The organism is Streptomyces sp. NPDC012474 (genome assembly GCF_042955185.1).
Taxonomy (GTDB): domain Bacteria; phylum Actinomycetota; class Actinomycetes; order Streptomycetales; family Streptomycetaceae; genus Streptomyces; species Streptomyces cahuitamycinicus.
In genome coordinates this window covers 847,880-874,292 of sequence record NZ_JBIBEP010000001.1, presented here as the reverse complement: position 1 = coordinate 874,292, position 26,413 = coordinate 847,880, and the positions used below count along the sequence as shown (strand labels likewise).

The window sequence follows — 26,413 nt, the reverse complement described above, 5'->3', positions numbered from 1 at the left end:
CCCACAGGGGATCAGAGGAGATCCGCGGTGTCCAGGTCGAAGGCGAAGGGTTCGGGGAGAGTGAGCGGTCCGCCGAAAGTCGTGGTGGAGAGCAGACCGTAGTCGTTCTTCTCCAGCCCGGTGAACAGGGTTACCGAGGAGGCGTCGCGGTCGACGAGCAGGTAGAAGGGGATACCACCGCGGGCGTAGCAACGGCGTTTGGTCACACGGTCGATATCCGACCTGGTGAAGGTCACCTCCAGCACCATGGTGACTCCTTCGCAGGGCATCCATGGGGGCGCTCCCCGGAAGAGCCGTGGTGCGTGAGCAACGATCGTGCCATCCGGAATGACATGGTCCTGAGGATGCCCGTCCGCGTGCCCCAGCTTCAGGCCCTTGTTCCCCGAGAACTGGATGTCGAACTCGGAGCACTGGTGGAGCTGGCGCACGATCCTGCTGACGCAGTGCTCATGGTGCCCGTCCGGCAGCGAGGTAAGGACGAACTCGCCCTCGATCAGCTCCGCCCGGAAGCCCTCCGGGGTGTCCAGATCGACGAACCAGTCCAAGAGCAGCTTCTGCGTGTACGCGTCCTGCGCCATGGTGATGATGGCCCTCCGATGATCACTGACCAGAGTGGGACCCGGCGGAGGTCACGTCCGCGGGACGGGAGGTCGTTCCCTCGATCGTGTTCTCTTGACCTTGCCGCAGCGTCAACGTCTTCACTGGTCGTATGCGGATCGGAGAACTCGCCGCCGTCGTCGGCGTCACCACGCGGGCCGTGCGGCACTACCACCATCTGGGGCTGCTGCCCGAGCCCGAGCGGCGGGCCAACGGGTATCGGGAGTACGGGTTGCGGCATGCCGTCGTGCTGGCGCGGATCCGGCGGCTGACCGAGTTGGGACTGGGGCTCGCGGAAGTGCGGGACGTGCTCGCGGACGACGCCGGGAAGGACCTCGTCGAGGTGCTGACCGAGCTGGACGAGGATCTGGCGCGGCAGGAGGAGGCGCTGCGGGAGCGGCGGTCGCGGTTGCGGTCGCTGCTGGACGCGGAGGGCGGGGTGCCCGCGGAGGGGCCCGTGTCGCCCGAGTTGGCCGCGTTGTTCGCCGGGACCGCGCATCTGTCGGATTCGCCCATGGCCGTCAAGGACCGCGAGATCATGGCGTTCCTGGAGACCGCCATGCCGGCGGGGGCACGGGAGCAGATGGTGTCCTCGATCGGGGAGGCGCTGGGGAGTCCGGGGGCCGTGGCACGGGCCGGTGAGGCCTACGCGCTGCTCGACGCGCTCGCCTCTGCCGAGCCGGATGACCCGCGCGTCGACGAGGCGGCCCGGGCGCTCGCCGGCTGCATCCCGCCGGGGCTGTTCCCGGAGGCCGGTGAGCTGGACCGGGACGACGGCTTCCTGCGCGCGTTCTACGACGACCTCTCCCCGGCTCAGGCGGAGGCCGTCCGCCGTGCGCTGCGGATCCTCGCCGAGGAGCGGCGATGAGGGTCGGGGGGCTGCTGGTGCGGCACGAGGTGCGGTTGCTCGCGAGTCTTGTCCTGTGGGTGGCCCGGCGTACGCACGGGACCGGCGGGGGCCGGGCTTTCGGGTATGCGGGCGGGCAGGGGGCGATGATGGCCGGGTTCGGCTTCGTGTGCCTGGTCGAGACGGTCGCGATGTCCGTGCTGCTGCGGGACTGGCCCGCCGTGCACGCGGCGGTTCTCTTCCTGGACGTGTACACGATCGTGTTCGTCGTCGCACTGCACGCCTCGTCCGTCGTACGTCCGCATGTGCTGGACGAGGACCGCGGCGCGCTGCGGATCCGGCGATACGTCCATGTCGACCTGTGCGTGCCGCTGGAGCGGATCGCCTCCGTGCGGCGTGAGCTGCGGATGACGCACGAGCGGGTGGACGGTGAGCTGAGCGTCGAGGTCGGCTCGCAGACCACCGTCACGATCGAACTGACGGAGCCGGTCACGCACGCCAGCTTCCTCGGGCGGCAGCGTGATGTGCGGGTCGTCCGCTTCCACGCCGACGACGCCGACGGCCTCGTCCGCGCCGTCGGCGGCGCCCTCGGCCGGGCCCGCGTGTGAGCTCCCCGTACGCTGTCGGCGGAGTTCGATCGAAGGAGTACCCGTGCTCGTCCTGCTGCCGCCGTCCGAGGGCAAGGCCTCTTCCGGCCGCGGTGCCCCGCTGAAGCCCGAGTCGCTGTCCCTGCCGGGGCTGTCCGCCGCGCGGGAGGCGGTCCTCACCGAGCTGGTCGAGCTGTGCTCCGGCGACGAGGAGAAGGCACGCGAGGTGCTGGGGCTGAGCGAGGGGCTGCGGGGCGAGGTCGCCAAGAACGCCGGCTTGCTCACCGCGGGGACCCGGCCGGCCGGGGAGATCTACACGGGCGTGCTCTACGACGCGCTCGGGCTGGCGTCCCTCGACACGGCCGCCAAGCGGCGTGCGGCGCGCTCACTGCTCGTGTTCTCGGGCCTGTGGGGTGCCGTGCGGGTGACGGACCGGATCCCGTCGTACCGGTGCTCGATGGGTGTGAAGCTGCCGGGGCTCGGGGCGCTGGGCGCGCACTGGCGTACGCCGATGGCGTCGGTGCTGCCGGAGGTGGCCGGGGGTGGGCTGGTGCTGGATCTGCGGTCCGCCGCGTACGCCGCCGCCTGGAAGCCGAAGGGCGAGGTGGCGGGGCGCACGGCGTCGGTGCGGGTGCTGCACGCACCGACGCGGAAGGTGGTCAGTCACTTCAACAAGGCGACGAAGGGACGGATCGTGCGCGGTCTGCTGACCGCCGGGGCCGACCCGAAGGGACCGGCCGAGCTGGTGGAGGCGTTGCGGGATCTCGGGTACGTCGTGGAGGCGCAGGCGCCCGCGAAGGCGGGGCAGTCGTGGTCGCTGGATGTACTGGTGGACGAGGTGCACTAGCGGCTGTTGCAACATGCGCAATGACCTTTGCGCTCTGTGCAGACCGGCGGCAGGATGACGCCATGGCCTCCCCTTGCCCTCCCCTGCACGCCTCCGTGCTGGACCTCGCGCCCGTCGTCCCCGTCGTCGTCGTCGAGGACGCCGCCGACGCCGTACCGCTGGCGCGGGCCCTGGTGGCCGGCGGGCTGCCCGCGATCGAGGTGACGTTGCGGACGCCGGCGGCTCTGGAGGCGATCCGGCAGATCGCGCGGGAGGTGCCCGGGGCCGTGGTCGGGGCCGGGACGGTGATCGGCCCGGAACAGGTCGCGCAGGCGGTGTCCGCGGGGTCCCGCTTCCTGGTCAGTCCTGGTTGGACGGACGTCCTGCTGGCGGCGATGCGGGCGTCCGGGGTGCCGTTCCTGCCGGGGGTGTCGACCGCGTCCGAGGTCGTGGCGCTGCTGGAGCGCGGGGTGCGGGAGATGAAGTTCTTCCCGGCGCAGGCCGCGGGCGGCACGGCGTATCTGAGGTCGCTGTCGGGGCCGTTGCCGCAGGCGCGGTTCTGCCCGACGGGCGGGATCGGGCCGGACTCCGCCCCGGACTATCTGGCGCTGCCCAACGTGGGCTGTGTGGGCGGGAGCTGGATGCTGCCGCAGGACGCCGTCGCGGCCCGCGACTGGGGCCGGGTCGAGGCGCTGGCCCGTGCGGCGGCGGCGCTCAGCGCAGGTGGGACGTGTCGTTGAGGAGGCGGACGCTGGCGTTGCCGTCCGCGTAGTACGCGACGACCGAGAGGGACGCGGCGGACAGTTCCATGCGGAACAGGGACTCCGGCGGGGCGCCCAGGGCGAGCCGGACGAGCGTCTTGATCGGGGTCACGTGCGTGACGAGCAGAACCGTTCGGCCCGCGTGGGCCGCGACCAGCTTGTCGCGGGTGGCGGCGAGCCGGGTGGCCGTCGCCGCGAAGCTCTCGCCGCCGCCGGTGGGTTCGGCGTCCGGGGAGGCCAGCCAGGCGTCGAGGTCGTCGGGGTGGCGCTCGCGCACCTCGGCGAAGGTGAGTCCCTCCCAGGCGCCGAAGTCGGTCTCGCGCAGCCCGTCGTCGATGCCGACGTCGAGCCCGAGCCGGGCGGCGACGATCCCGGCGGTCTCCCGCGTACGGGCGAGCGGCGACGACACGACGGCCTGGATGGTGCCCCGCCGGGCCAGCATCGCGGCGGCCCGCTCGGCCTGCTCCCGGCCGGTGGCGGAGAGGGAGGGGTCGGTTCCGCCGCTGCCGGAGAACCGCTTCTGGGGCGTCAACGGCGTCTCGCCGTGGCGCAGCAGTACGAAGGTCGCCGGGGCTCCCATATCGGCGGGGGCCCAGCCGGGCGCGGCGACGACCTGGGCGGCCCGGGCATCGGCACCGGCACTGGCACCGGCACCAGCACCAGCACCAGCACCAGCACCAGCACCCGCAGTCGCAGCACCGCCGACAGCCTCCGCCGCACGCCCGGCCCGGGCATCGACACCGGCACCGGCACCAGCACCCGCAGTCACAGCACCGCCGACGGCCTTCGCCGCACGCACATCGGCGTCAGCCGTCGCCGAGCCGGAGACGGCCCCGTCGGAGACCGCCCCGCCGTCGACGGTCCACACATCCGCCTCGGCCCCAGCCTCGGCCGTCGTACCCCGCGTATCGGGCGGCGCCGCGGCCCGCGCGGCATCCGGGTCCGTGCCGGACGCCGTCGCCGACGCGCGGCCTGCGGCCAGAGCTCCGCGCACCCGCGCCGCACCCGCCGCGGCGTCACCGGGTGGGCCGGAGGGGGCGACGGCCTCAGCGCGCCCGGCACCCCCGGCGGCCGTGTCCAACTCGGCCGTGGAGGTCGACTCCGACCACCGCTCGCCCCTGGCCCCCGCGTCCATCGCCTCGTTGGCCAGCCGGTCCGCGTGCTTGTTCCGCGCCCTCGGCATCCACTCGTACGTCACCTGTCCGGGCGGGAAGACCCGGGCAGCCTGCGCCGCCAGTGGCTTCATGTCGGGGTGCTTGATCTTCCAGCGGCCCGACATCTGCTCGATGACGAGCTTGGAGTCCATCCGGACGTGGACCGTCGCGGCCGGGTCCAGTTCCCGGGCGGCGAGCAGGCCGGCGAGGAGACCGCGGTACTCGGCGACGTTGTTCGTGGCGACGCCGATGTACTCGGCGGTCTCCCGCAGGGTCTCCCCCGTCGCCGCGTCGCTGACCACGGCCCCGTAGCCGGCGGGCCCCGGGTTGCCCCGTGAGCCGCCGTCGGCCTCGACGATGAACTCCCGCACCGGAAGGGCTCCCTGAAGGCCTAGAGACCGGACTCGGACGTACGCACCAGGATGCGGCGGCAGTTCTCGCAGCGGATCACCGTGTCGGGCGCGGCCTTGCGGATCTCGGCCAGCTCGGTGATGGCGAGCTCCTGCCGGCAGCCCTGGCAGCTGCGTGCGTACAGCTTCGCCGCGCCGACGCCGCCCTGCTGCCCGCGCAGCTTGTCGTAGAGCTTCAGCAGGTCGGCGGGGATCGAACCGGCGATGACCTCGCGCTCCTTGGTGACCGTGGCGATCTCGCCGTCGATCTGCTCGAAGGCGGCGTCGCGGCGCGCGGTCGCGTCGTCGACCTTCGACTGGACGGAGGTGACGCGCTCGGTCAGCTCGGCGACCCGCTCCTGCGCGGATTCGCGGCGCTCCATGACCTCCAGCACGACGTCCTCCAGATCACCCTGCCGCTTGGCGAGGGAGGTGATCTCGCGCTGGAGGTTCTCCAGGTCCTTGGGGGAGGTGACGGCACCCGAGTCGAGGCGCTGCTGGTCGCGGGCGGCGCGCTGACGCACCTGGTCCACGTCCTGCTCGGCCTTGATCTGCTCGCGGGCGGTGTCGCTCTCCTCGGTCTGCGCGGCCACGAGCAGGTCGCGCAGCTGGGTGTGGTCCTTGGTCAGCGACTCGATCTCCGCGTGCTCGGGCAGCGACTTGCGCTTGTGCGCGAGCTGCTGGAGGCGGACGTCGAGGTCCTGGACGTCGAGGAGTCGGATCTGGTCGGCGGGCGCGGCGTTCAGTTCGGGGCTCCAAGGGGGTCGGAAGTGGCAGAGGCCGCGTGCGCGGTCCAGGGGTCGGTGACCGTCTTCGAGACGTGGACGCGCAGGTCCCATCCGTGCCGGTCGGAGATCTCGTCGAGCTGGCTCGCGGCCAGCTCGCACCAGGGCCACTCGGTGGCCCAGTGCGCCGCGTCGAGCAGCGCGAGGGGGCTGTGCGCGCGGGCCTCCGACACGGGGTGGTGGCGCAGGTCCGCGGTGAGGAAGGCGTCGACGCCGGCCGCGCGCACGTGGTCGAAGAGGCTGTCGCCGGAGCCGCCGCTGACGGCCACCGTGCGGACGAGCGCCTCGGGGTCGCCGGCGACGCGGATGCCCTGCGCGGTGGCGGGCAGCCGCTCGGCGGCGCGGGCGGCGAACTCGCGGACGGTCATCGGGTGGTCGAGGGCGCAGAGGCGGCCCAGCCCCCGGCGGCCCTCGGGGTCGGTGGGGTCCGGGACGAGCGGCCCGGTGACCCTGAGGTCCAGGGCACCCGCGAGGGCGTCGGAGACACCCGGGTCGGCGGTGTCGGCGTTGGTGTGGGCGACGTGCAGCGCGATGTCGTTCTTGATGAGGGTGTGGACGACACGGCCCTTGAAGTGCGTCGCCGCGACCGTCGTCGTGCCGCGCAGGTAGAGCGGGTGGTGGGTGACGAGCAGGTCGGCGCCCAGTTTCACCGCCTCGTCGACGATCTCCTGGACCGGGTCGACGGCGAACAGGACGCGCGTGACCTGCTGGTCCGGGTCGCCCGCGACGGTGCCGACCGCGTCCCAGGACTCGGCCCGCTCGGCGGGCCACAGGCTCTCCAGCGCGGCGATGACTTCAGACAGACGGGGCACGGGAGCAAGGCTACCCGCCTGATCTGTGGCGTTGTACCGCCACCGCCCGCTACCGGCACCCCTGGCCCCGCTCAGCACAATCGCCACCTTTTCCTCAGGCGAATCGTTCCTGGAACACCCTTATGTGTGAAGTCTGCCGCGGGGGAATTCCCCGCGTGTGCGTGCGAAACCTACGTTCGTCACTGGAGGTGACCGAACGATGACGGCCTGTGTGATCGAGCCTTCGGCGGGACACGAGGACGCGGACGAGGACGGGTCCCGGCCGCCAGGCTGCACGCTCACCGCGGACGGCGCCTACGGCGCGCGTCTCGCGTCGGCCGGCGGCTCCTGGTTCCCGGAGCGCTGGACCCTGGACGGCCATGAGCCGTACGCGGTGCCCCTGCCGCGCAACCAGCCGGAGGAACCCGGCACGGAGGTGCAGCCGATGGGCGACGGCCGGGTCCTCATCCACCGGGTGGTGGCGGGGCGGCACGCCTTCGCGCTGCTGTACCCGACCGGGCCCGGCACCGGTGAGCTGCCCCTGGGCGCGGTCGAGTGCCGGGACGAGACCGCCCGGCTGCGGCTGCTGCCGCCCGCCCCGGGCGGCGAGCGGGCCTACGCCCTCGCCGTCGGGCCGCGCACGACGTCGGTGTGGCTGGTGGCGGGCGGCGCCTTCGGCCCCGAGCGGCTCGCCGAGCTGCCCGGCCGCTGCTCGGGCGGGGTCTGGCTGGACCGGACGGCACGGCTGCTGGCGCTGGACCGGGAGACCGGCGGCCGTGTCAAGACCGTCGTGGTGGACCTGGAGGGCGGCGAGGTGTCGCCGCTGCTGCAGATCGCCGCCGAGAGCGACGACCGGCTGCTGCTCGCCGACCACGACAGCGGGCTGCTGATCGTCCGCTCGGACGCGCCCTCGCCGGGACGGGGCCGGCTGGGCTGGGGTGTCCTCGGCAGCACGCTGCCGGTGCGCTTCCCGGAGTGCCTGCGGGTGCGGGACTGCTCCGTGACACCGTTCGCGATCCAGCCGGGGCAGGTGCTGACGCCGGAGAGCTGCGCGGTGGCGCTGCGGGTGGACGGGCCGAGGGGCAGCTGGGTCGGGGTCTGGCGGCCCGCCGAGCGGCGGGTGCACCATCTCCGGGCGCCCGAGGGGTGGCTGGCGGGCACGGGCCTGTGGACGCCGGAGGGGGTGCTGCGGCTGCCGTACGCGACGGAGGCCGTGCCGTGCGGTGTGGCGCGGGTGAGTCCGCCCGGGGCGGTACCGCCGGAGCCGGACCCGGCGCCCCCGGTTCCGGAACCCCCCGGGGACCCCGAGCAGCCCCAGCACCCCCAGCACTCCGGACAGCCCGTGCACCCCGAGCAGCACCCCGAGCACCCCGAGCACCGTGGACACCCCGAACACCCCGCGGAGCACGAACCACCAGCCTCACCTGCGCAGTCCGCCCCGCCTCCCACCCCTTCGGCGCCCCGCCCTGTGCCCCTTCAGGAGGCGCCGTTGGGACGCCTTGTAACGAACTAGTGCCGGTTGGCGTGGCCGCCTGGATCCGAGGTCAGGGGTGCCGGTTAGACTCACCCGGCTGTAAAAAAGATCATGTTGACGGGGTGAATTCCACCGATGAACGACGCCAGCACGACCCAGCCGCGTACTGCCCCCAAGGACTCCGACGAGTTCCGTCCAGGGGGGACCTCCACCGTCCCGCAGACCTCCTCCTCCGGCCCCGGCCGGCACCGTGGTGAGGTCTCCACGCAGGACGGCGAGAGGGCTCCGCGCGGGCGCCACCGCAAGCCGGTGGCGGAGACCGAGCAGGCCGTGACCGCGGCCTGACGGCACGCCGGTCACCAGACGGCGAACGGCCCTTCCCGCCACAAGCGGGGAGGGCCGTTCCATGTCACCGACCGTAACTCACCCGCGTCTCAGCCCCAGCACCTCCGCCGCCGCGAACGTCTCCCCCGCGGGCCGGTCCGCGTAGTACGGCCCGAGGACGGATTCCAGTTCGTCGTACGTGAAGGTGTCCTGCTTGCTGTCGAACCTGGCGGCGACCCGCGGCCGTTCGACGACGGCGACCATCCCGCCGTGCACCACGAGGAGCTGCCCGTTGACGTGGGCGGCGGCGGGCGAGGCCAGATACCCGACCAGCGGGGCGACATGCTCGGGGGCGAGCGGGTCGAGGCCCGTGCCGGAGGGCTGCTCGACGCCCGCGAAGACGTCCTCGGTCATACGGGTGCGGGCGCGGGGGCAGATGGCGTTGGCCGTGACGCCGTACTTGCCGAGGGCGAGGGCGGTGGAGGTGGTGAGGCCGACGATGCCGCCCTTGGCCGCCGCGTAGTTGGGCTGCCCGGCGGAACCGGCGAGGAACGCCTCCGAGGAGGTGTTCACGATCCGTCCGAACACCGGCTCCCCGGCCCGCTTGGAGCGCTCCCGCCAGTGCGCGGCGGCGAACCGGGTGGTGTTGAAGTGACCTTTGAGATGCACGCGGAGGACGGAGTCCCACTCGTCCTCGGTCATCGAGAAGACCATGCGGTCGCGCAGGATGCCCGCGTTGTTCACGAGGATGTCGAGCGTGCCGAACGCGGCGACGGCCGACTCGACGAGCGTGCGCGCCTGGTCGAAGTCGGAGACGTCGCCGGTGTGCGCGAGGGCGGTGCCGCCCGCCGCACGGATCTCGGCGGCGACCTCCTCGGCGGGTCCCGCGGAGGACTCGCCCCTCCCGTCGCGGCCGGGCTGCCCGTAGTCGTTGACGACCACGGCTGCACCGAGCCGGGCGAGTTCCAGCGCCTCGGCCCGGCCGAGCCCGCGGCCCCCGCCGGTGACGATCGCGGACAGTCCCTGGAGCGGCAGCGGCGGCATGGGTCACTCCTCACATCTCGATGCACGTACGCAGGGCGGTCCCGGTCCGCATCTGGTCGAGGGCCTCGTTGATGCCGGCGAAGGGGACCCGGTGGGTGATCAGGCCGGCCAGGTCGATCCGGCCCGCGCGCCACAGGGCGATGGTGCGTTCGTAGGAGCGCAGCACGTCACCGCCGCCGTACATGGAGGGCAGGATCCGCTTCTCGTCGAAGAAGAGCTCGAACATGTTGAGCTGGAGGAAGTCGTCCATGGCGCCCGCGCCGACCACGACGAGGGTGCCGCCGCGCCGGGTGTTGTCGTACGCGGTGCGTGCCGTGGCGGACTTGCCGACGACCTCGAAGACGTAGTCGAAGCCCTCGCCCGCGGTGATCTGCTTTTTGGCGTCGGCGAGTTCGTCGGGCGCGACGGCCCGGGTGGCGCCGAAGCGGACGGCCGCCTCACGCCGGGAGACGACCGGATCCACGGCGACGATCTCCGCGGCGCCCTGGAGCCGGGCGCCCTGGATCACGGAGATGCCGACGCCCCCGCAGCCGATGACGGCCACCGACGAACCGGCCTGAAGGCCCGCCGTGTTGAGCGCGGCGCCGAGTCCTGTCGTCACCCCGCAGCCGATGAGGGCGGCGATGTCGAAGGGCACGTCGTCGGGTATCGGCACCGCGCAGCCGGCGTCGACGACGACCTCCTCGGTGAAGGTGCCGGTGCCGGCGAAGCCGAAGACGTCCCCGCCGGGGCGCTTGAAGTTGGGGGTGCCCGCGTTCATGAACCCGGCCAGGCACAGCTCGGTCTGGCCGCGCTTGCAGGCGGGGCAGGAACCGCAGGAGGGCAGCCAGCACACGACGACCCGGTCACCGGCCCGCAGATGGCTCACGCCCTCGCCGACTTCGAGGATCTCCCCCGCCCCCTCGTGCCCGGGGACGAACGGCGCGGGCTGCGGGAGCACCCCGCTCATCGCGGACAGGTCCGAGTGGCACAGCCCCGTGGCGCGCACCCGGATCCTCACCTTGCCGGGCCCGAACCCCACCGCCTCGACGTCGTCGAAGACCTCCAGCTTGTCCTGGCCGATCTCGTGCAGTACGGCTGCGCGCATGGTGCGGGCTCCCCTCGTACGGCGGTCTGGTCTCAGGTGTGTTCGACGACGGTGTCGGCGAGGACGGGCGCGTCGGCTCTCTCGGCCGCGCTGACGGCGACCCGGGTGGATCCGGGTGTGTGCCACATGCGGATCCGCAGTGTCTCCCCCGGGTAGACGACCCCGGCGAACCGGGTGGCGTAGGACCGCACCCGGGTCACGTCCCCGCCGAGCAGCGTGTCGACGACGGCCTTGAGCGTGATGCCGTAGGTGCACAGGCCGTGCAGGATGGGCCGTTCGAATCCGGCGACCTTGGCGAACTCCGGGTCGGCGTGCAGGGGGTTCCAGTCGCCGGAGAGGCGGTAGAGCAGGGCCTGGTCGTCTCGGACCGGCCGCTCCACGGTCCGGTCGGGTTGGCCGGTGGGGGGTTCGAGGCGGGCGGAGGGGCCGCGGTCGCCGCCCCAGCCGCCCTCGCCGCGGATGAAGATCTGGGCGTCGTTGGTCCACAACGGGCCCTCGGCGTCGGCGACTTCGGTGCGCAGCACGAGGACGGCCGCCGTGCCCTTGTCGTACACGGCGGCGATCCGGTGGGTGGCGGTGGCGGTGCCGGTCGCCGGGATGGAGCGGTGGACGAGGAGGCTCTGGCCGCCGTGCAGGACACGGGCCAGCTCGACCTCGATGCCGGGCATGGAGAGACCACCGGTCACCCCGGGTTTTCCGGCGCCCGCGACGGTGGCGAAGCTCGGCAGGACGTGCAGCCGGGACTCCAGGGTGTAGCGCAGTTCGTCGGGGTCGGTGGCGGGGCTGCCCGCGCCGATGCCGAGGTGGTAGAGCTGCACGTCCTTGTGGTCCCAGGAGAGCTCGGCGGTCCGGGGTCCGGCGGCGAGCGCCTTGGCTGCGTCGATGGGCATGGGGCTCCTGATCGCCGGAGGAATGACCTCGGTACGGCCGTCCGCACCGCCGGCCGCACCGAGGCCGTCTGGGGCCGGGCCGGGACGCGAACTGAAACGCGTTCCAGTCCCGCGCCCTCTGTATAGCCGAGGCCCCGGCACTTGTGAAGGCTCCTGACGCCGTGTCAGATCGGCGTGGCCTCGACGCCCTCGTCAGGACTGGCTCCGCGCGTTACGCCCGCCGGAACAACGCCGTCCAGAGGAAGGACTTCCCGAAGCGCTCGGACTCCTCCGGCTCGTCGCGCATCCGCCGCAGTTCGAGTTCGGTCAGGCCGGAGAAGATCTCCCGCAACGCCTCGGGCGTGTACGCGAGGCCGCCGTGCAGCCCGGCCCCCTCCCGGTAGAAGTCGGTGTCGGACAGTTCCGACCCCATCCCGCCGGGCCCGGCGGCGAAGCACGTGAGGCCGAAGAGCCCGCCGGGTGCCAGGAGTTGCTCCAGGAGGGCGAGATAGCTGACCCTGCGGTGCGGCGGCAGATGGTGGAAGCAGCCGGAGTCGTAGACGAGGTCGTACGGGCCGGTGAGGTCCCTGCCGGCGAGCGCGAACGCGTCCCCAAGGTGGAACCGCACGTTCTCGGCTCCCGTCTCGCGGGCCCGTTCCCTGGCCCAGTCGACGGCCGTCGAGGACAGGTCGACCGCGTCGACGTCGAAGCCGCGGGCCGCCAGGTACAGCGCGTTGCGCCCCGGCCCGCACCCCAGATCGAGCGCCCGTCCGCCGCTGAGCGACCCCCGCTCCACGGCGGCAACCAGGCTTTCGTCCGGTCGGGCCGCGAAGAACGGCACCGGCCGGGAACGGTCGGTGTAGAAGTCGTCCCACCAGGCGGCACCGCGCCCGGTCCACCGATCGGCCTCGGGTGCGAACAGGTCGTCGAGCAGGGCGAGCACGTCGTCGACGGTGCGTATGTTCCGGTCCATCCGGTCTCCCTTCCGCATCCGTTGACGGTAGGCGCGAAGGCGCTGAAAGGCCAGGTCAGGGCGGGTTACCCGACATCGGCGAGAGGCCGCGTCCGGGCCGCCGCCGGGCGGGGAGGGGCCCCGGCGACGGGTCACCCCGCCCCCGGGCCGAAACAGCGGCGGCGCACCCGTGGCGGGTCGTCACGCCCCGATTCCGGGCCGCGCCGGTCGCGCTGATTTCAGACGGCGCACTCATTTCAGGCGGCGTACTGCGGTCAAGCGGCGTACTGCCGCCAAGCGGCGCACTGTTGCGCAGGCGGCGTACTGCTTTCAAGCGCGCCACCGTCTTCAGGCGGCGCACCGATTCAGGCGGCGCACCGATTCATGAGGCGCACCGATTCAGGCGGCAGCCTCCCGCTCCCCCGCGGTCCGCGGCAGCCACAACCACATCAGTGCCACCCCGGCCGCCAGCACCCCGGCCCCCACCCGGAACGCGAGCGCGTAGCCCTCCGTCAGGGCCTGGGGAGTCGCGCTGCCCGCCGACTCGGCCGCCGCCAGGGTGGACATGACCGCCAGGCCCAGGGAACCGCCCATCGTGCGGGACGTGTTGACGAGGCCGGAGACCAGGCCCGCCTCCTGGGGGGCGGCGCCGGACGTGGCCAGGGAGGCCAGAGGGGTCGCGGCCAGGCCCGCGCCGAGCATCATGAGGACGCCGGGGACGAGGATCGCCGTGGCGTAGGAGCCGTCGGACGTCATCGTGGACTGCCAGGCGAAGCCGGCCACGGCGACCACGGTTCCGAGCACGGCGACGTTGCGCGGGCCGATCGGCCGCATCAGCCGGGGCGCGAGCTTGGAGCCGAGGATGACGGCCAGGGAACTCGGCACCAGGGCCAGGCCGGCCTCCAACGGGGTGTAGCCGAGGACGTTCTGCGCGTACAGGGTCATGAAGAACCACATGCAGAACATCGCCGAACCGCACAGGAACATCGAGACGTTCGCGGAGGAGACCGAGCGGATGCGCAGGAGGCCGAGCGGCATGAGCGGACTCGCCGTGCGGGCCTCGACCGCGAGGAACGCCCCGAGCAGGGCCGGACCGGCGAGCAGCGGCAGCAGGGTGGCCGGTGCCGTCCAGCCCGCCGCCTCCGTCTGGGAGATGCCGTAGGCCAGCGTGCCGAGCCCGGCCGTGACGAGCAGCGCGCCGGGCAGGTCGAGCCGACGCCCGTCACCGGCCCGGCCCTCGACGAGGAACCAGGCGGCCGCGCCCAGCACCACGGCCCCGACGGGCACGTTGATCAGCAGTACCCACCGCCACGACAGCGTCTCCACCAGCAGCCCGCCGACCAGGCCGCCCGCGGCGCCGCCGCCGGCCCCGACCGCCGTCCACGTTCCGATGGCCCGGGCCCGGGCCGCTCCCTCAGGGACCGACGCGGTGAGGATCGTCAGCGTCGAGGGCGCCAGCACGGCCGCGCCGAGGCCCTGCACGCCCCTCGCCACCAACAGCTGCCAGTCGTCCTGCGCCAAACCGCCGGCCGCCGAGGCCAGGGTGAACAGGCCGAGCCCCACGAGGAACATGCGCTTGCGGCCGTAGAGGTCCCCGGCCCGGCCGCCGAGCAGCATGAACCCGGCGAAGGCGATGGCGTAGGCGTTCACGACCCACTGCAGGCCCTGCTCGCTGAGCCCGAGTCCGGTCCGCATGGACGGCAGGGCCACGTTGACGACCGAGACGTCCAGCACGACGAGGAACTGCCCGGCACACGTGAGCGCCACGACGAGCCACATCGGCGGCGCCCCGCCCGGACACAGCCGGGACGGCCGGGGCATGCGGAAGGGGCGGGACCGGCGGGACCGGCGGGACGGGCTGGATGGGCTGGCGGTGGCGGTGTCGGCGGATTCAGGCATGGGTGTCATGCTCTCAACCGCCTTGCGCCCCTTGCATCGGGATTTCACCTGGCCGGTCCGGTCCCTCGGCCCCGGGACCTTCCAGAGGCCGGCCCGGCTGGGGGCGGTTCCGGGGGTGGACGGTCATCCGCAGGCTGCGCGGCCGTACGGTGAGCCGGGCGACCTGGCGGATGACCTGGCCCTCGGCGAGTTCCAGCCGTACCGAACGCAGCATCGTCGCGAGCGCCGTGACCATCTCGGTGAGGGCGAGACGGTCCCCCATGCACTTGTGCTTGCCGTCCCCGAAGGGCAGGAACGCGCCCGGCGGAGGCTCCTTCTGCGCGGGGTCCGTCCACCGGTCCGGGTCGAAGGCGAGCGGGTCGGGGAAGCGCTCGGGATCGCGGTGCAGGGCGTGCTGGCAGTAGGCCAGCTCGGTGCCGGCGGGCAGCGTCCACTCGCCGAGCCGGGTCTCCTGGGTACAGCGGCGGGTGACCAGCCAGCCGGGGTGGTGCAGCCGCAGGGTCTCGGTGATCACCCGGTTCAGGTACGGCAGCCGGGTCACGTGGTCGAAGGTGACCGACCGTTCGCCGAGGACTTCGTCCAGCTCGGCCAGGACCCGGGCCTCGATGCCCGGGTGGCGGGCGAGTTCGTACAGCGCCCAGGACATGACCGACGCGGTGGTCTCGGTGCCCGCCACGGCCAGGGTGAGGATCTCGGAGCAGATCTGGTGCCCGGTCAGCGGCTCACCGGTCTCCTCGTCGACGGCGCGCAACAGCATGGAGAGCATGTCCCCGGTGTCGTGCCCGGAGGCCTGCAGTTCCTCGACGGCGGCGTTGACGGTGGCGCGTACTCCGGCCTGGGCCCGGTCGAAGCGGCGGTTGAAGGGCAGCGGCAGGCGCTCGGCCCAGTCGGGCAGCATGATGCGCACACCGACGTCGTTCAGCACCACCGACAGGTCGCTGCGCAGCCGGCGGAAGACGGCGTCGTCGAGGCTGCCGGCGAACACCGTCTTGGCCAGCATGTCGAGACTGAGCCCGACCATCGCCTCGCGTACGTCGAGGCTTCGCCCGGGCTCCCAGCCGGCGACCGTGGCCGTCACCTCGGCGCGCATGATGTCGACGTACCGGCTGATCTCGGTGTGGGCGAACGCCGGTTGCAACTGGCGGCGTTTGCGTACGTGGTTGCGGCCGATGGCGGTGACGACACTGTCGCCCAGCAGCTGGCCCAGCTTGTCGTAGAGCCGGCCCTTGTCGAGGGTGGGGCCCAGCGCCTTGAGCATCTGGTGGATCAGGGCCGGGTCCTGGACCACGACGGTGCGCGTCCCCGGTTGCAGGATGATCTCGACCAGTGGTTCCCGCGTCTCGCGCAGCGAGTCGATGAAGCCGAGGTTGTCGCGCATCTTCAGAGCGTGGCCGATGAACGGAAACGATCCTGCGGCCCGGGGTATGGGGGGAGGCGCAGTGGACGTCACGGGTCATCCCTTCAGGGCAGTCGTGGACGCCCCTATGACTTCCCTGGACTTTCGCCGGCGCAATCCCGCCGCGAAGGTGTCCTGCGCCACGCCCGACGCCGGCCGGGGACACAGGCCTCGGGACCCGGGCCCGCCACGCAACCTCCCGGCAACACCAAGAGAAGGTCAAGTTTTCGTTAGGGTGCCGAAGCAACGGAATAGTTGCCTGGACATACGAGGTTCAGACTCCACGTAACCCGACGCTCCCCGGCCCGGAGGCCCTCCTCGATGACGCAGACGACGACAGACCGCCCCGCCGGCAGAGCGAGCGGGGCCGTGGTCCCGGTGCTCGCCTTCGCGGGCATCGTTGTCGCGGTGATGCAGACCCTGCTCGTTCCGGTGATCAAGGATCTGCCGCAACTGCTGGACACCGCACCCAGCGACGCCACCTGGGTCCTCACCTCGACCCTCCTGTCGGGAGCGGTGGCCACCCCCATCATGGGCCGCCTCGGCGACCTCTACGGCAAGCGCCGCATGCTGATCCTCAGCCTGGCGGTGATGGTCGTCGGCGCCCTGGTCAGCGCGCTCACCAGCGATCTGCTGATCATGATCACCGGCCGTGCGCTGCAGGGCTTCGCGATGGGCGCGATCCCGCTCGGCATCGGCCTGATGCGCGACACGCTGCCCCGGGAGAAGCTCGGCTCGGCGATGGCGCTGATGAGTTCCTCCATAGGCGTCGGCGGCGGCCTCGCCCTGCCCGCCGCCGCTCTGGTCGCCCAGCACAGCGACTGGCACGCCCTGTTCTACGGCGCCGCCGGCCTCGGCGTCCTCGCCATCGCCCTCACCCTGCTCGTCGTGCCCGAGTCCCCGATGCGCGCCCAGGGCTCCTTCGACCTGCCGGGTGCGATCGGCCTGTCCGCCGGGCTCGTCCTGTTCCTGCTGCCGATCACCAAGGGCAGCGACTGGGGCTGGGCCTCCGGCACCACCCTCGGCCTGTTCGCCGCCTCGGCGGTCGTGCTCGTGCTGTGGGGCGTGATGGAGCTGCGCCTGAAGGCCCCGCTGGTCGACCTGCGCACCACGGCCCGCCCGGCCGTCCTCTTCACCAACCTCGCCTCGATCATGGTCGGCGTCTCCTTCTACGTCGTCTCCCTGGTCCTGCCCCAGCTGCTCCAACTGCCGAAGTCCACCGGCTACGGCCTCGGCCAGTCGATGGTCGTCGCGGGTCTGCTCGTCGCGCCGCTGGGCCTGACGATGATGTTCACGGCGCCCGTCTACGCCCGGCTGTCCGCGAAGTACGGCCCCAAGGTCACCCTGATCCTCGGCCTGCTGATCATCGCGATCGGCTACGGCGCCGGCCTCGGGCTGATGAGCGCCGCCTGGCAGAGCCTGGTCATCTCGGTCCTGCTGGGCGCGGGCATCGGCCTTGCCTACTCCTCGCTGCCCGCCCTGATCGTCGGCGCGGTCCCGGCGTCGGAGACGGGCGCGGCGAACGGCCTCAACACGCTGATGCGTTCCATCGGCACGTCGGTGTCGAGCGCCGTGGTCGGCATGGTGCTGGCGAACACCGCGGACAACGTCGGCGGCGTCGAGATCCCGACCATGCACGGCTTCCGGGTCTCCTTCCTGATCGCTACGGGCGCGGTGGCCGTGGGCCTGCTCCTGGCGCTGTTCCTGCCGGGCGGACGGCCGTCGGACAAGCCGCGGTTGCGCGCGAGCAGCGAGGAGGACGCGGCGCTGGAGCGCGCCGAGCGGGTCCTGCGCGGCTTCCGCGGCCGGGTACTGGCCGCCGACGGTGTTCCGGTCGCCCGCGCCAAGGTCACGCTGATCGACCGCCGCGGCCGCCAGGCGGGCGCGACGCTCTCCGCCGAGGACGGCAGCTACGCGCTCGCCGTCCCCGCGCAGGGCGCCTACGTCGTGGCCGCACGTGCCACGGGGCACGGTCCGCTCGCCTCGTCCGCGACCCACGCGGGCGACGAGCGTCCGGTCGACCTGGACCTGCCGCTGCCGGGCGAGACGGTCTCCGCCTGACTCGCCCCCCACCCCTGCTACTCACCGGTACCCCCTGTCGCCCTGCGGCAGGGGGTGCGGCACGATGGGCGCCCTGACCGTCGTACGACCGAGAGGGGAGCCCCCATGCCCGCGGCCCCGAAGCCCGAGATCCTGGCCGCGTTCGAGGCGGCGAAGGGCTTCATGCCCGTCGGTGAGGGCCTGGCGTTGTACGCGGCGGCCGTGGAGGCCGGGCGGCTCGGGCTGCCGCTGCTGGAGGTCGGCACGTACTGCGGCCGGTCCACGATCCTGCTCGCCGACGCCGCCCGCGAGGCCGGGATCAGCGCGCTCACCGTCGACCACCACCGCGGCAGCGAGGAGCAGCAGCCTGGATGGGAGTACCACGACCCGGAGACCGTCGACCCGGAGATCGGGCTGATGGACACGCTGCCCACGTTCCGCCGCACGCTCCACGGGGCGGGCCTGGAGGAGCACGTGGTGGCGCTGGTCGGGCGTTCCCCGCGCATCGCCGCGTTCTGGCGTACGCCGCTGGGGTTCGTCTTCATCGACGGCGGCCACACCGACGAGCACGCCACCGCCGACTACGAGGGCTGGGCCCCGCACGTCGCCGAGGGCGGCCTGCTGCTCATCCACGACGTCTTCCCCGACCCGCGGGACGAGTTCACCGGCCAGGCCCCGTACCGCGTCTACCTCCGGGCGCTGGCGTCCGGCGCCTTCACGGAGGTCTCGGCGACGGACTCGCTGCGGGTCCTGCGCCGCACCGGCCCGGGCATCTGAGAGAACGGCTGAGCGTACGGATCCCGCCTCGCACCGGCCCGGGCATCCGAGGGAACGGCACGCGACACAGCCGGGCATCCGAGAGAACGGCTGAGCGTACGGATCCCGCGCCGCACCGGCCCGGGCATCCGAGGGATCGGCACGCGACACAGCCGGGCATCCGAGAGAACGGCTGAGCGTACGGATCCCGCGCCGCACCGGCCCGGGCATCCGAGGAAACGGCACGCGACACAGCCGGGCATCCGAGAGAACGGCTGAGCGTACGGATCCCGCGCCGCACCGGCTCGGGCATCCGAGGAAACGGCACGCGACACAGCCGGGCATCCGAGGAAACGGCTGAGCGAGCCAATCCCGCCCCGCACCGGCCCGAGCATCCGGGGAAACGGCTGGGCGGGTGAACTGCGCCCTCCGCACCCCTCCCGGTCGGCCCACGGGCGGCGTGGCGCGGCGGCGGGCGACCGCTGCTGCCCAAGGATCCGGGCGCGTGGCACACACCTTCGCAGAGCTCGTGGAGAAGCAGCGCGCGGCGGACGAGGCGTACGCCCGCGTGCGTCATCTGCAGGACGCGTACGGGCCGCCGACCCAGACCAAGTGGAGCGACCAGCAGACCACCACCTGGGAGACGGCCTGGCGTGCCTGGCGGGATCTCGCCCGGGACGTCCAGGCGGCGGTGACCGGGTACGCGAAGCAGGAGGGCACCCCGCGCCAGGAGGTGGAGGCGCGGGTGAAGGAGGCGGTACGGCACGGGGAAGGCGGCGGGAACGGGACGTAGCCGCCGTCCGATCGGGCCGTCCTCGGCCCGTCGCACCCGCTGACGGCCGCTAGGGTGGCGGGCGTGTCGTACGCAGGCCCGGACTTCGAACCTCCCCAGAACCGCCGCCCCCGCCGCGGCCCCCTGACCGTCGCGCTCGCCGCGCTGGTGCCGGGGGCGCTGCTCGGCTGGCTGGTGTACGAGACGGTGGGCGGCCCGGGGGACGACGGGGATTCGGGGCGGGCGGCCGTACGATCCTCCCCGCCCGCCGCGTCGAGCGCCGCGCCCTCCGACGACGCCAAGGAGTCGAGCGCCTCCCCGGAGCCCACGGACACTCCCCCGGCGTCCGCGCCCGCCGCCTCCGGCCCGCTCAAGGGCAAGGTCGTCGTCATCGACCCGGGGCACAACCCGGGCAACTTCCGGCACGCGTCCGAGATCAACCGCCAGGTGGACATCGGGACGAACCGGAAGGAATGCGACACCACGGGCACGTCCACCAACGACGGTTACACCGAGGCGAAGTTCACGCTGGACGTGGCGCACCGGATGCGCACGCTCCTTCAGGAGCAGGGCGCCACGGTGAAGCTGACGCAGGACGGCGACCGGCCGTACGGGCCGTGCGTTGACGAGCGGGCCCGGATCGGCAACCAGGCGAAGGCCGACGCCGTCGTATCGATCCACGCGGACGGCTCGGGCGCCGGCAACCGCGGCTTCCACGTGATCCTGCCCGGTGCGGTCAGGGCGGGCGCCGCGGACACCCGGGCGATCGTCGCCCCTTCGCGCGATCTCGGCGAGAGCGTCGCCGGCCGCTTCGTAGCGGTCACGGGCACCGCGCCGTCCAACTACGTCGGCGACGGCGGCGGTCTCGTCACGCGTAAGGACCTGGGCGGTCTCAATCTGTCAACGGTTCCCAAGGTGTTCATCGAGTGCGGCAACATGCGCGATAGCAAGGACGCGGCGCTGCTCACCAGCGGCGCGTGGCGACAGAAGGCGGCGCGAGGGATCTCCGAGGGAATCGTGAGTTTTCTGCGCGGGTAGTCCCGGACCGGCAGATCCCGGCGGACACCCCGACCGGGCGGACGATAGGGTCCTCCTACGATGAGGGGCCACCCCCGCGCTTCACACCGAGTCCGGACGGCGGCATGGTGACAGCGACGCCTCTACCGACGATGAGACGACCTACGAAGGACCTGAAGTGAATATCCGCTCCCTCACTCGGGGCGACGGCGTGGTGATCGGAGCAGCGGTATTGCTGTTGATCGCGTCGTTCCTCGACCTCTACTCGTTCGACAATGTCCCCGACAGCGTCGACCTCCCCAGCCTGTGGGGCAGCGGCCCGGTCGTGTTCAGCGTCGTGCTGGCCGGGATCATCGGCGCCGCCCTCGTCGTCGTCGCGCGGGGTCTGCCGCAGGCCCCGAAGATCGCGAGCCTGGAACTCGCCCCGTTCGGCATCGCCTTCACGGTGTTCGCCGCGTGGAGCGCGCTCGGCAACATCTTCGACGTGCCCGGCGGCTTCGACAACATCGGCGAGAACGGCAGCGTCAACGCCCCGAGCCCCGGCATCGGCATGATCCTCGCCCTCATCGCCACGCTGCTGATGGCCGCCGCCGCCCTCGCGACCCCCCTCGTCCCGGCACTCAAGGGCGCCCTGCTCCCGGCCCCCCGCCCGGCCGCCCCGCAGCCCTACGGCGCCCAGCCTCCCGGTGGTTACGGCTACCCGGGCGCGCAGCAGCCCGGCGGTTACGGCCAGCCGCAGCCGGGGCAGCCCGGGCAGCCGTTCGGCGGGCAGCCCCAGCAGGCTCAGGCCCAGCCGCAGCAGCCGCCGCAGCAGCCTGCGGGGGACTTCTCCCCGTTCTGGTTCGCGGTGCCGGTGCCGCGGCCGCTGTTCGCGGAGGACGGCTCGCCGACGCCGATCGCCGAACTCGCCCCGGGTACCTGGTACCTGGCCGTCGAGCAGCGCGGTGCGACCCTCGTCGCCCAGACACAGGACGGCCGCCGCGGCGTCCTGCAGGACACGTCGGGCATCCAGCGCGGCTGAGCCTCTCAGCGCCTCTCGGCCCCTCGCCCTTCCGGGCGGGGGGCCGTTGTCGTACAGTCGGCGTCCCCCGTCAGCTGACACACCGTCAGGAGGCAGGCATGCGGCTCGGTCTCGCGCTCGGCTACTGGGGCCGCGGCCCCTCCCTGGGCCACGTGCCCCTGGCGCAGGAGGCGGAGCGGCTCGGCTACGACTCCGTGTGGACGGCGGAGTCCTGGGGCTCGGACGCGTTCACCCCGCTCACCTGGATCGCGGCCCACACCTCCCGCATCCGGCTCGGCACGGCCGTCGCACAGATGGCGGCCCGATCGCCGGCCACGACCGCGATGCACGCCCTGACGCTGGACCATCTGTCCGGCGGCCGCATGATGCTGGGCCTCGGCCTGTCCGGCCCGCAGGTCGTCGAGGGCTGGTACGGCCGCCCGTTCCCCGCCTCGCCGCTCACCGCCACCCGCGAGTACGTCGACGTCCTGCGGCAGGTGCTGCGCCGCGAGGCCCCCGTCGAACTGGCGGGCCGCTTCCACTCCCACCCCTACCGGGGCCCGGACGCCACGGGCCTCGGCAAGCCCCTCAAGCCGATCACGCACCCGCTCCGTCCGGACCTGCCGATCCTGCTGGGCGCGGAGGGGCCGAAGAACGTCGCCCAGACGACGCGGATCGCCGACGGCTGGCTGCCGCTGTACTGGTCGCCGACCCGGCCGGAGGTCTACGGCCCGGCCCTGGCGGAGCTGTCCGAGGGGTTCCTGGTCGCGCCGATGGCACAGGCCCGGGTCTGCGACGACGTCGCCCAAGGCCTGCTGCCCGTCAAGGCGATGCTGGGCTTCTACATCGGCGGCATGGGCCACGCGGCCCGCAACTTCCACGCCGACCTGATGGCCCGCATGGGCTACGAGGCCGAGGCCCGCCGCATCCAGGAGCTGTTCCTCGCCGGCCGCAGGGAGGAAGCCGTGCTGGCGGTCCCCGACGCCTTCGCCGACGAGATCTCCCTGGTCGGTCCGCGCGAACGGATCGCCGAGCGGCTGGAGTCGTGGCGCAAGGGCCCGGTGACGGACCTCCTCGTGCTCAGCCCCGACCCGCACACCCTGCGGGTACTCGCCGAGTTGAACTCCTGAGCGAATCCCCTGGTTTCATCCAGAGTTCAAGGGCAATCCGGAAGGTATGTCCCCTCGATATCGCAACGGTGCGAATCAAGTCGGCACGATCGTGGCGGTCGTGGCCGACATCATGGCCCTGATCCTGGGTCTCTGGATCCTGATGTACCTGCTGGACGCCAACCCCGGCAACTCGTTCGTCCAGTTCATCCACGACGCGGCCCGCTGGCTCGCCGGCTGGTCGCACGACCTGTTCACGTTCGACGAGGCCTGGGCCCGAGTGGTCTGCGGCTACGGCCTGGCAGCGGTGGTGTACCTGTTCGTCGGCCACGCCATCGCGAACCGGGCCCAGCGTCACTGAACACGCCTTCAGGGGCTCGTCCTCAGGGGCGCGGGCCGTGTTCGACATGCGGCTCCGCCGCGTGGGCGCGATCAGCCGCGCACCACCCGCGCCCGCACAACTGGCGAAACCCCCCGAACTCCTAGGCGCAGCAGTCCGACTCAAGTCCCACAGGCAAGTCCCCGCCGAACACCTGACACGTGGCCTCGTGGCCCCCGAGCGCGGCCACGGCCAGCAACAACGACCCCGCGGTCCACGTGGTCAGCTCCCGAGGCCAGACCGCGTCGTCGTCGAAGACGTACCCCGTCCAGTACAGCCCGCTCTCCGGATCCCGCAGATGCCGGATCGACTGCAGGATCTCCAGTGCCCGGTCGGACTCCCCCATCGCCCAGAGCGCTAGCGCGAGTTCGGCGGACTCGCCCCCCGTCACCCACGGGTTGGGAACCACACACCGCACGCCCAGCCCGGGGACGACGAACCGGTCCCAGTCCTCCTCGATCCTGGCCTTGGCCTCCGCACCGGTGAGCGCACCGCCGAGCACCGGGTAGTACCAGTCCATCGAGTACCGGTTCTTGTCCAGGAACCGCTCGGGGTGGCGCCGTATGGCGTGCCGCAGCGCACCCGCCGCCAACTCCCAGTCGGGTTGCGGCTCTTCCCGCTGCTCGGCGATGGCGAGTGCGCAGCGCAGCGCGTGGTGGATGGAGGAACTCCCCGTCAGCAGGGCGTCCGTCGTCTCCGTACCGTCGTCGTCGCGCCGCCAGCCGATCTGCCCGTCGGGCTGCTGGAGGCGGAGCACGAACTCCACGGCCGCGTACACCGCCGGCCACATCCGGTCCAGGAACGCGTCGTCACCGGTGGAGAGGTGGTGGTGCCAGACGCCGACGGCCATGTAGGCGACGAAGTTGGTCTCCCGGCCCCGGTCGGTGACCGCGTCGGGCTCGCCGTCGGTGTAGGCGGCGTACCAGGAGCCGTCCTCGTTCTGGTGCCGGGCCAGCCACAGGTAGGCGCGCTCGGCGGCCTCGTGTTCTCCGGCCGTGTCGAGGGCCATGGCCGCCTCGACGTGGTCCCACGGGTCGAGGTGGTGTCCCCGGAACCAGGGGATGGCGCCGTCCTCGCGCTGCACGGCGAGGATGCCGGCGACGGTCGCGGCGGCCTCCTCCGCGGTGAGGACCCCGGGCAGGACCAGATGTTCCGTCCGGGGAGTGGTCACTTGGTGTCCGCCCCGGTGTCGGCCAGACGCGGCAGGTGCGGCTTGGTCGCGTACGCCACGAAGCTCTTGCCGATCAGCGGGTTCAGCGCCTGCTCGGCGACCTGGGTGGCCAGCGGTTTCTTCATGATGTCCCAGACGAGCAGCTTGTGGTACGCCCGCACCGGCAGCGCCTTGTCGTTGTCGACGCCGAAGGCGCACTTGAGCCACCAGTAGGGCGAGTGCAGGGCATGGGCGTGGTGCGAGCCGTACGGCTCCAGGCCGGCCTCGCGGATCTTCTCCACCAGCTCGTCGGCCTTGTAGATGCGGATGTGGCCGCCCTCGACCTCGTGGTAGGCGTCGGAGAGGGCCCAGCAGACCTTCTCGGGCCCGTAGCGCGGGACGGTGACGGCGATGCGCCCGCCGGGCTTCAGCACCCGCACCATCTCCGCGAGGACGCCCTTGTCGTCCGGGATGTGCTCCATCACCTCGGAGATGATCACGACGTCGAAGGACTCGTCGGGGAAGGGCAGCGCGAGGGCGTCGCCCTCCATGGCCGTGGCGGTGGCGCCCTCGGGGGCCTCGCCGGCCTCCTTCATCGCGGCGAACCACTTCGCGACCTCGCGGATCTCCTCGGCGTTCTGGTCCAGCGCCACGACCTGCGCGCCACGCCGGTAGCACTCGAAGGCGTGCCGGCCGGCACCGCAGCCCAGGTCCAGGACGCGGTCGCCCGGGGCGAGCGGGAACCGGGAGAAGTCGACGGTCAGCACGTGGCCCTGCTTTCGGAGTTGACGCCTTCTACATCTGCCGGGGCCGCGGGGACAGCACCCGCTGTACCCGCCGGGGCTACGCCCACAGCACCTGCCGTACCTGCCGGGGCCGCAGGGCCAGCACCACCTGCTGTACCTGCCGGGGCCGCGGGGACAGCACCACCTGCTGTGCCTGCCGGGGCCGCGGGGACAGCACCACCTGCTGTGCCTGCCGTGGCTACGGCCACAGCACCCGCCGAGGGGGCCGAACGGCCGGACGCCCGCGGGACGGTGCGAGCCCCGGCCCGGTCGATCGCCTCGCGGTAGCGGGCCACCGTGCCCTCAGCGGCCCTGGCCCAGGTGAAGTTCCGCAGGACCCGTTCACGCCCCGCCGCGCCGAGGCGGGCGCGGAGCTCCGCGTCGCCCAGCAGCCGGCCCAGGCCCGCGGCGAGCGCGCCCGCGTCGCCGGGCGGTACCGCGAGGCACGTCTCGCCGTCGCGGCCGGCGACCTCGGGTATGGCGCCGCCGGTCGTGGCGAGCAGGGGCGTGCCCGTCGCCATGGCCTCGGCGGCCGGAAGGGAGAAGCCCTCGTAGAGCGACGGCACGCACGCGACCTGCGCCGAGCGGACCAGGTCGACGAGTTCCGCGTCGGAGATGCCCTTGACGAACTCGACGGCCCCGGCGAGGCCGTACCGCTCCATCGCCTGGGCGACCGGCCCTTCGGTGGGCCGCTTGCCGACGACGACGAGATGGGCGCCGGGGTGCTCGGTCCGCACCTTGGCCACTGCCTCGACGAGATGCACCAGACCCTTCAGGGGCACGTCGGCGCTGGACGTCGTCACGATCCGGCCCGGCACGACCGGCACCGAGGGGTCCGGCGAGAACAGGTCGGTGTCGGCGCCGATGTGGACCACGTGGATGCGGTCCCGCCGGACGCCGAGGTGGTCGATGATCTCCTGCTGCGAGGTGCCGGACACGGTGAGCACGGACGGCAGCCTTCGCGCGACGCGCTTCTGCATGCGTGTGAAGGCGTACCAGCGCCGCACCGACAAGCGCCGCTTGCGTCCTTCCGCGGCGTCCAGCTCCAGCCGCCGGTCGACGGTGATGGGGTGGTGGATGGTCGTCACCAGCGGTGCGCCGACATCGCCCAGCAGGCCGTAGCCGAGGGTCTGGTTGTCGTGCACGACGTCGAACTCGCCGCGGCGGGCGCGCAGATGGCGGCGGGCGCGCAGCGAGAAGGTCAGCGGTTCCGGGAAGCCGCCCGTCCACATCGTCGCGACTTCCAGCGCGTCGATCCAGTCGCGGTACTCGCCGCGCCCCGGCGTGCGGAAAGGATCCGGCTGGCGGTACAGGTCGAGGCTGGGCAGCTCGGTGAGGCTCAGCCCGTCGTGGCCCTCGTCGAGGACGGGGTACGGCTGGGCGCCGATGACCTCGACGCGGTGGCCGAGGCGGGCCAGTTCGCGGGAGAGGTGCCGGACGTAGACGCCCTGTCCGCCGCAGAACGGGTTCCCTTTATAGGTGAGGAGCGCGATGTTGAGCGGTCGCAAGCCGTCGGCAGCGGGGCCCTCCGTGGCCCCGGCCTCCCTGGCCTCAGCGGTCACTCTCGGCCCCCTTCTCCCTGCACTGTCCCGCGAGATTACGCCGGGACGCTAATCTAGAACA

At 72.6% G+C, this 26,413-nt stretch carries 26 protein-coding genes; 13 read left to right on the top strand and 13 right to left on the bottom strand.

All coding sequences use genetic code 11. From position 1 onward, the window contains the following. Positions 1 to 11: 11 nt before the first annotated feature. The gene (locus tag ACFY9S_RS03920; RefSeq protein ID WP_391122452.1) at positions 12 to 578 is read right to left on the bottom strand and encodes a Uma2 family endonuclease; all 567 of its coding nucleotides are present in this window, start codon (positions 576 to 578) and stop codon (positions 12 to 14) included. Between the two features lie 131 nt (positions 579 to 709). Here ACFY9S_RS03920 and ACFY9S_RS03915 point away from each other — a divergent pair, with 131 nt between their 5' ends. From ACFY9S_RS03915 to eda, 4 genes are all read left to right on the top strand, one after another. After that, entirely contained in the window at positions 710 to 1,465 is a 756-nt protein-coding gene (locus ACFY9S_RS03915) for a MerR family transcriptional regulator (protein WP_391122449.1), read from the top strand. Continuing rightward, a complete protein-coding gene (locus ACFY9S_RS03910) occupies positions 1,462 to 2,052 on the top strand; it encodes a hypothetical protein (RefSeq protein WP_391122446.1) in 591 nt (196 codons plus the stop codon). Before ACFY9S_RS03915 ends, ACFY9S_RS03910 begins: the two co-directional genes overlap by 4 nt. A gap of 43 nt (positions 2,053 to 2,095) precedes the next feature. Further along, entirely contained in the window at positions 2,096 to 2,878 is a 783-nt protein-coding gene (gene yaaA, locus ACFY9S_RS03905) for a peroxide stress protein YaaA (protein ID WP_391122443.1), read from the top strand. A gap of 62 nt (positions 2,879 to 2,940) precedes the next feature. Next, positions 2,941 to 3,597 carry a bifunctional 4-hydroxy-2-oxoglutarate aldolase/2-dehydro-3-deoxy-phosphogluconate aldolase gene (gene eda / locus ACFY9S_RS03900; RefSeq protein WP_391122440.1) on the top strand — a complete coding sequence of 219 codons (657 nt, stop codon included), beginning with the start codon at positions 2,941 to 2,943 and terminating at the stop codon, positions 3,595 to 3,597. Here the strand turns inward: eda and ACFY9S_RS03895 are convergent. From ACFY9S_RS03895 to ACFY9S_RS03885, 3 genes are read right to left on the bottom strand one after another with little or no spacing between them, the layout of a single operon-like run. Next, the gene (locus tag ACFY9S_RS03895; protein ID WP_391122437.1) at positions 3,572 to 5,143 is read right to left on the bottom strand and encodes a bifunctional RNase H/acid phosphatase; all 1,572 of its coding nucleotides are present in this window, start codon (positions 5,141 to 5,143) and stop codon (positions 3,572 to 3,574) included. The two genes, eda and ACFY9S_RS03895, sit on opposite strands and share 26 nt — an antisense overlap. 20 nt (positions 5,144 to 5,163) lie before the next feature. Beyond that, positions 5,164 to 5,907, bottom strand: coding sequence for a C4-type zinc ribbon domain-containing protein (locus ACFY9S_RS03890; protein WP_391122963.1), 744 nt, complete (start codon positions 5,905 to 5,907; stop codon positions 5,164 to 5,166). Then, positions 5,904 to 6,758, bottom strand: a complete 855-nt coding sequence (locus ACFY9S_RS03885) for a Nif3-like dinuclear metal center hexameric protein (RefSeq protein ID WP_102912881.1) — start codon at positions 6,756 to 6,758, stop codon at positions 5,904 to 5,906. The genes ACFY9S_RS03890 and ACFY9S_RS03885 overlap by 4 nt, the downstream gene beginning before the upstream one ends. A gap of 199 nt (positions 6,759 to 6,957) precedes the next feature. Between ACFY9S_RS03885 and ACFY9S_RS03880 the strand changes: the two genes are divergently transcribed. After that, positions 6,958 to 8,250, top strand: coding sequence for a hypothetical protein (locus ACFY9S_RS03880; RefSeq protein WP_391122434.1), 1,293 nt, complete (start codon positions 6,958 to 6,960; stop codon positions 8,248 to 8,250). 96 nt (positions 8,251 to 8,346) lie between these two features. Next, on the top strand, positions 8,347 to 8,556 hold the full coding sequence (locus tag ACFY9S_RS03875) for a hypothetical protein (RefSeq protein ID WP_391122431.1): 210 nt from the start codon (positions 8,347 to 8,349) through the stop codon (positions 8,554 to 8,556). 78 nt (positions 8,557 to 8,634) lie between these two features. Here the strand turns inward: ACFY9S_RS03875 and ACFY9S_RS03870 are convergent, their stop codons facing one another. The 6 genes from ACFY9S_RS03870 to ACFY9S_RS03845 form a co-directional block, all read right to left on the bottom strand. Continuing rightward, positions 8,635 to 9,579, bottom strand: a complete 945-nt coding sequence (locus ACFY9S_RS03870) for a 3-oxoacyl-ACP reductase (protein ID WP_391122428.1) — start codon at positions 9,577 to 9,579, stop codon at positions 8,635 to 8,637. A 10-nt stretch (positions 9,580 to 9,589) separates the two neighbouring features. Next, positions 9,590 to 10,666, bottom strand: a complete 1,077-nt coding sequence (locus ACFY9S_RS03865) for an alcohol dehydrogenase catalytic domain-containing protein (protein WP_391122425.1) — start codon at positions 10,664 to 10,666, stop codon at positions 9,590 to 9,592. 32 nt (positions 10,667 to 10,698) lie between these two features. Beyond that, a complete protein-coding gene (locus ACFY9S_RS03860) occupies positions 10,699 to 11,556 on the bottom strand; it encodes a MaoC/PaaZ C-terminal domain-containing protein (protein WP_391122422.1) in 858 nt (285 codons plus the stop codon). A gap of 211 nt (positions 11,557 to 11,767) precedes the next feature. After that, a complete protein-coding gene (locus tag ACFY9S_RS03855) occupies positions 11,768 to 12,508 on the bottom strand; it encodes a methyltransferase domain-containing protein (RefSeq protein WP_391122419.1) in 741 nt (246 codons plus the stop codon). Positions 12,509 to 12,886: 378 nt separating this feature from the next. Then, complete coding sequence (locus ACFY9S_RS03850) at positions 12,887 to 14,395, bottom strand: DHA2 family efflux MFS transporter permease subunit (RefSeq protein ID WP_391122416.1); 1,509 nt, start codon at positions 14,393 to 14,395, stop codon at positions 12,887 to 12,889. Positions 14,396 to 14,399: 4 nt separating this feature from the next. Further along, positions 14,400 to 15,836, bottom strand: coding sequence for a cytochrome P450 (locus ACFY9S_RS03845; protein ID WP_391122413.1), 1,437 nt, complete (start codon positions 15,834 to 15,836; stop codon positions 14,400 to 14,402). Between the two features lie 267 nt (positions 15,837 to 16,103). Between ACFY9S_RS03845 and ACFY9S_RS03840 the strand changes: the two genes are divergently transcribed. From ACFY9S_RS03840 to ACFY9S_RS03810, 7 genes are all read left to right on the top strand, one after another. Further along, positions 16,104 to 17,843 carry an MFS transporter gene (locus ACFY9S_RS03840; RefSeq protein WP_391122410.1) on the top strand — a complete coding sequence of 580 codons (1,740 nt, stop codon included), beginning with the start codon at positions 16,104 to 16,106 and terminating at the stop codon, positions 17,841 to 17,843. Between the two features lie 105 nt (positions 17,844 to 17,948). Further along, entirely contained in the window at positions 17,949 to 18,599 is a 651-nt protein-coding gene (locus tag ACFY9S_RS03835; protein WP_391122407.1) for a class I SAM-dependent methyltransferase, read from the top strand. A gap of 484 nt (positions 18,600 to 19,083) precedes the next feature. Beyond that, a complete protein-coding gene (locus ACFY9S_RS03830; protein WP_391122404.1) occupies positions 19,084 to 19,371 on the top strand; it encodes a hypothetical protein in 288 nt (95 codons plus the stop codon). 63 nt (positions 19,372 to 19,434) lie between these two features. After that, positions 19,435 to 20,388: an N-acetylmuramoyl-L-alanine amidase gene (locus ACFY9S_RS03825; RefSeq protein WP_391122402.1), complete on the top strand. Its 954-nt coding sequence runs from the start codon at positions 19,435 to 19,437 to the stop codon at positions 20,386 to 20,388. A gap of 157 nt (positions 20,389 to 20,545) precedes the next feature. Further along, positions 20,546 to 21,388, top strand: coding sequence for a hypothetical protein (locus ACFY9S_RS03820; protein WP_391122399.1), 843 nt, complete (start codon positions 20,546 to 20,548; stop codon positions 21,386 to 21,388). Between the two features lie 98 nt (positions 21,389 to 21,486). Next, positions 21,487 to 22,497, top strand: coding sequence for an LLM class F420-dependent oxidoreductase (locus ACFY9S_RS03815; protein WP_391122396.1), 1,011 nt, complete (start codon positions 21,487 to 21,489; stop codon positions 22,495 to 22,497). Between the two features lie 46 nt (positions 22,498 to 22,543). Then, the gene (locus tag ACFY9S_RS03810) at positions 22,544 to 22,837 is read left to right on the top strand and encodes a hypothetical protein (RefSeq protein ID WP_391122393.1); all 294 of its coding nucleotides are present in this window, start codon (positions 22,544 to 22,546) and stop codon (positions 22,835 to 22,837) included. A gap of 121 nt (positions 22,838 to 22,958) precedes the next feature. Here ACFY9S_RS03810 and ACFY9S_RS03805 read toward each other — a convergent pair whose 3' ends face one another. From ACFY9S_RS03805 to ACFY9S_RS03795, 3 genes are read right to left on the bottom strand one after another with little or no spacing between them, the layout of a single operon-like run. Continuing rightward, the gene (locus ACFY9S_RS03805; RefSeq protein ID WP_391122390.1) at positions 22,959 to 24,026 is read right to left on the bottom strand and encodes a prenyltransferase; all 1,068 of its coding nucleotides are present in this window, start codon (positions 24,024 to 24,026) and stop codon (positions 22,959 to 22,961) included. Further along, positions 24,023 to 24,772: a methyltransferase domain-containing protein gene (locus tag ACFY9S_RS03800; protein ID WP_391122387.1), complete on the bottom strand. Its 750-nt coding sequence runs from the start codon at positions 24,770 to 24,772 to the stop codon at positions 24,023 to 24,025. Before ACFY9S_RS03800 ends, ACFY9S_RS03805 begins: the two co-directional genes overlap by 4 nt. After that, a complete protein-coding gene (locus ACFY9S_RS03795) occupies positions 24,766 to 26,352 on the bottom strand; it encodes a glycosyltransferase (RefSeq protein WP_391122384.1) in 1,587 nt (528 codons plus the stop codon). The genes ACFY9S_RS03800 and ACFY9S_RS03795 overlap by 7 nt, the downstream gene beginning before the upstream one ends. Positions 26,353 to 26,413: the final 61 nt, after the last annotated feature.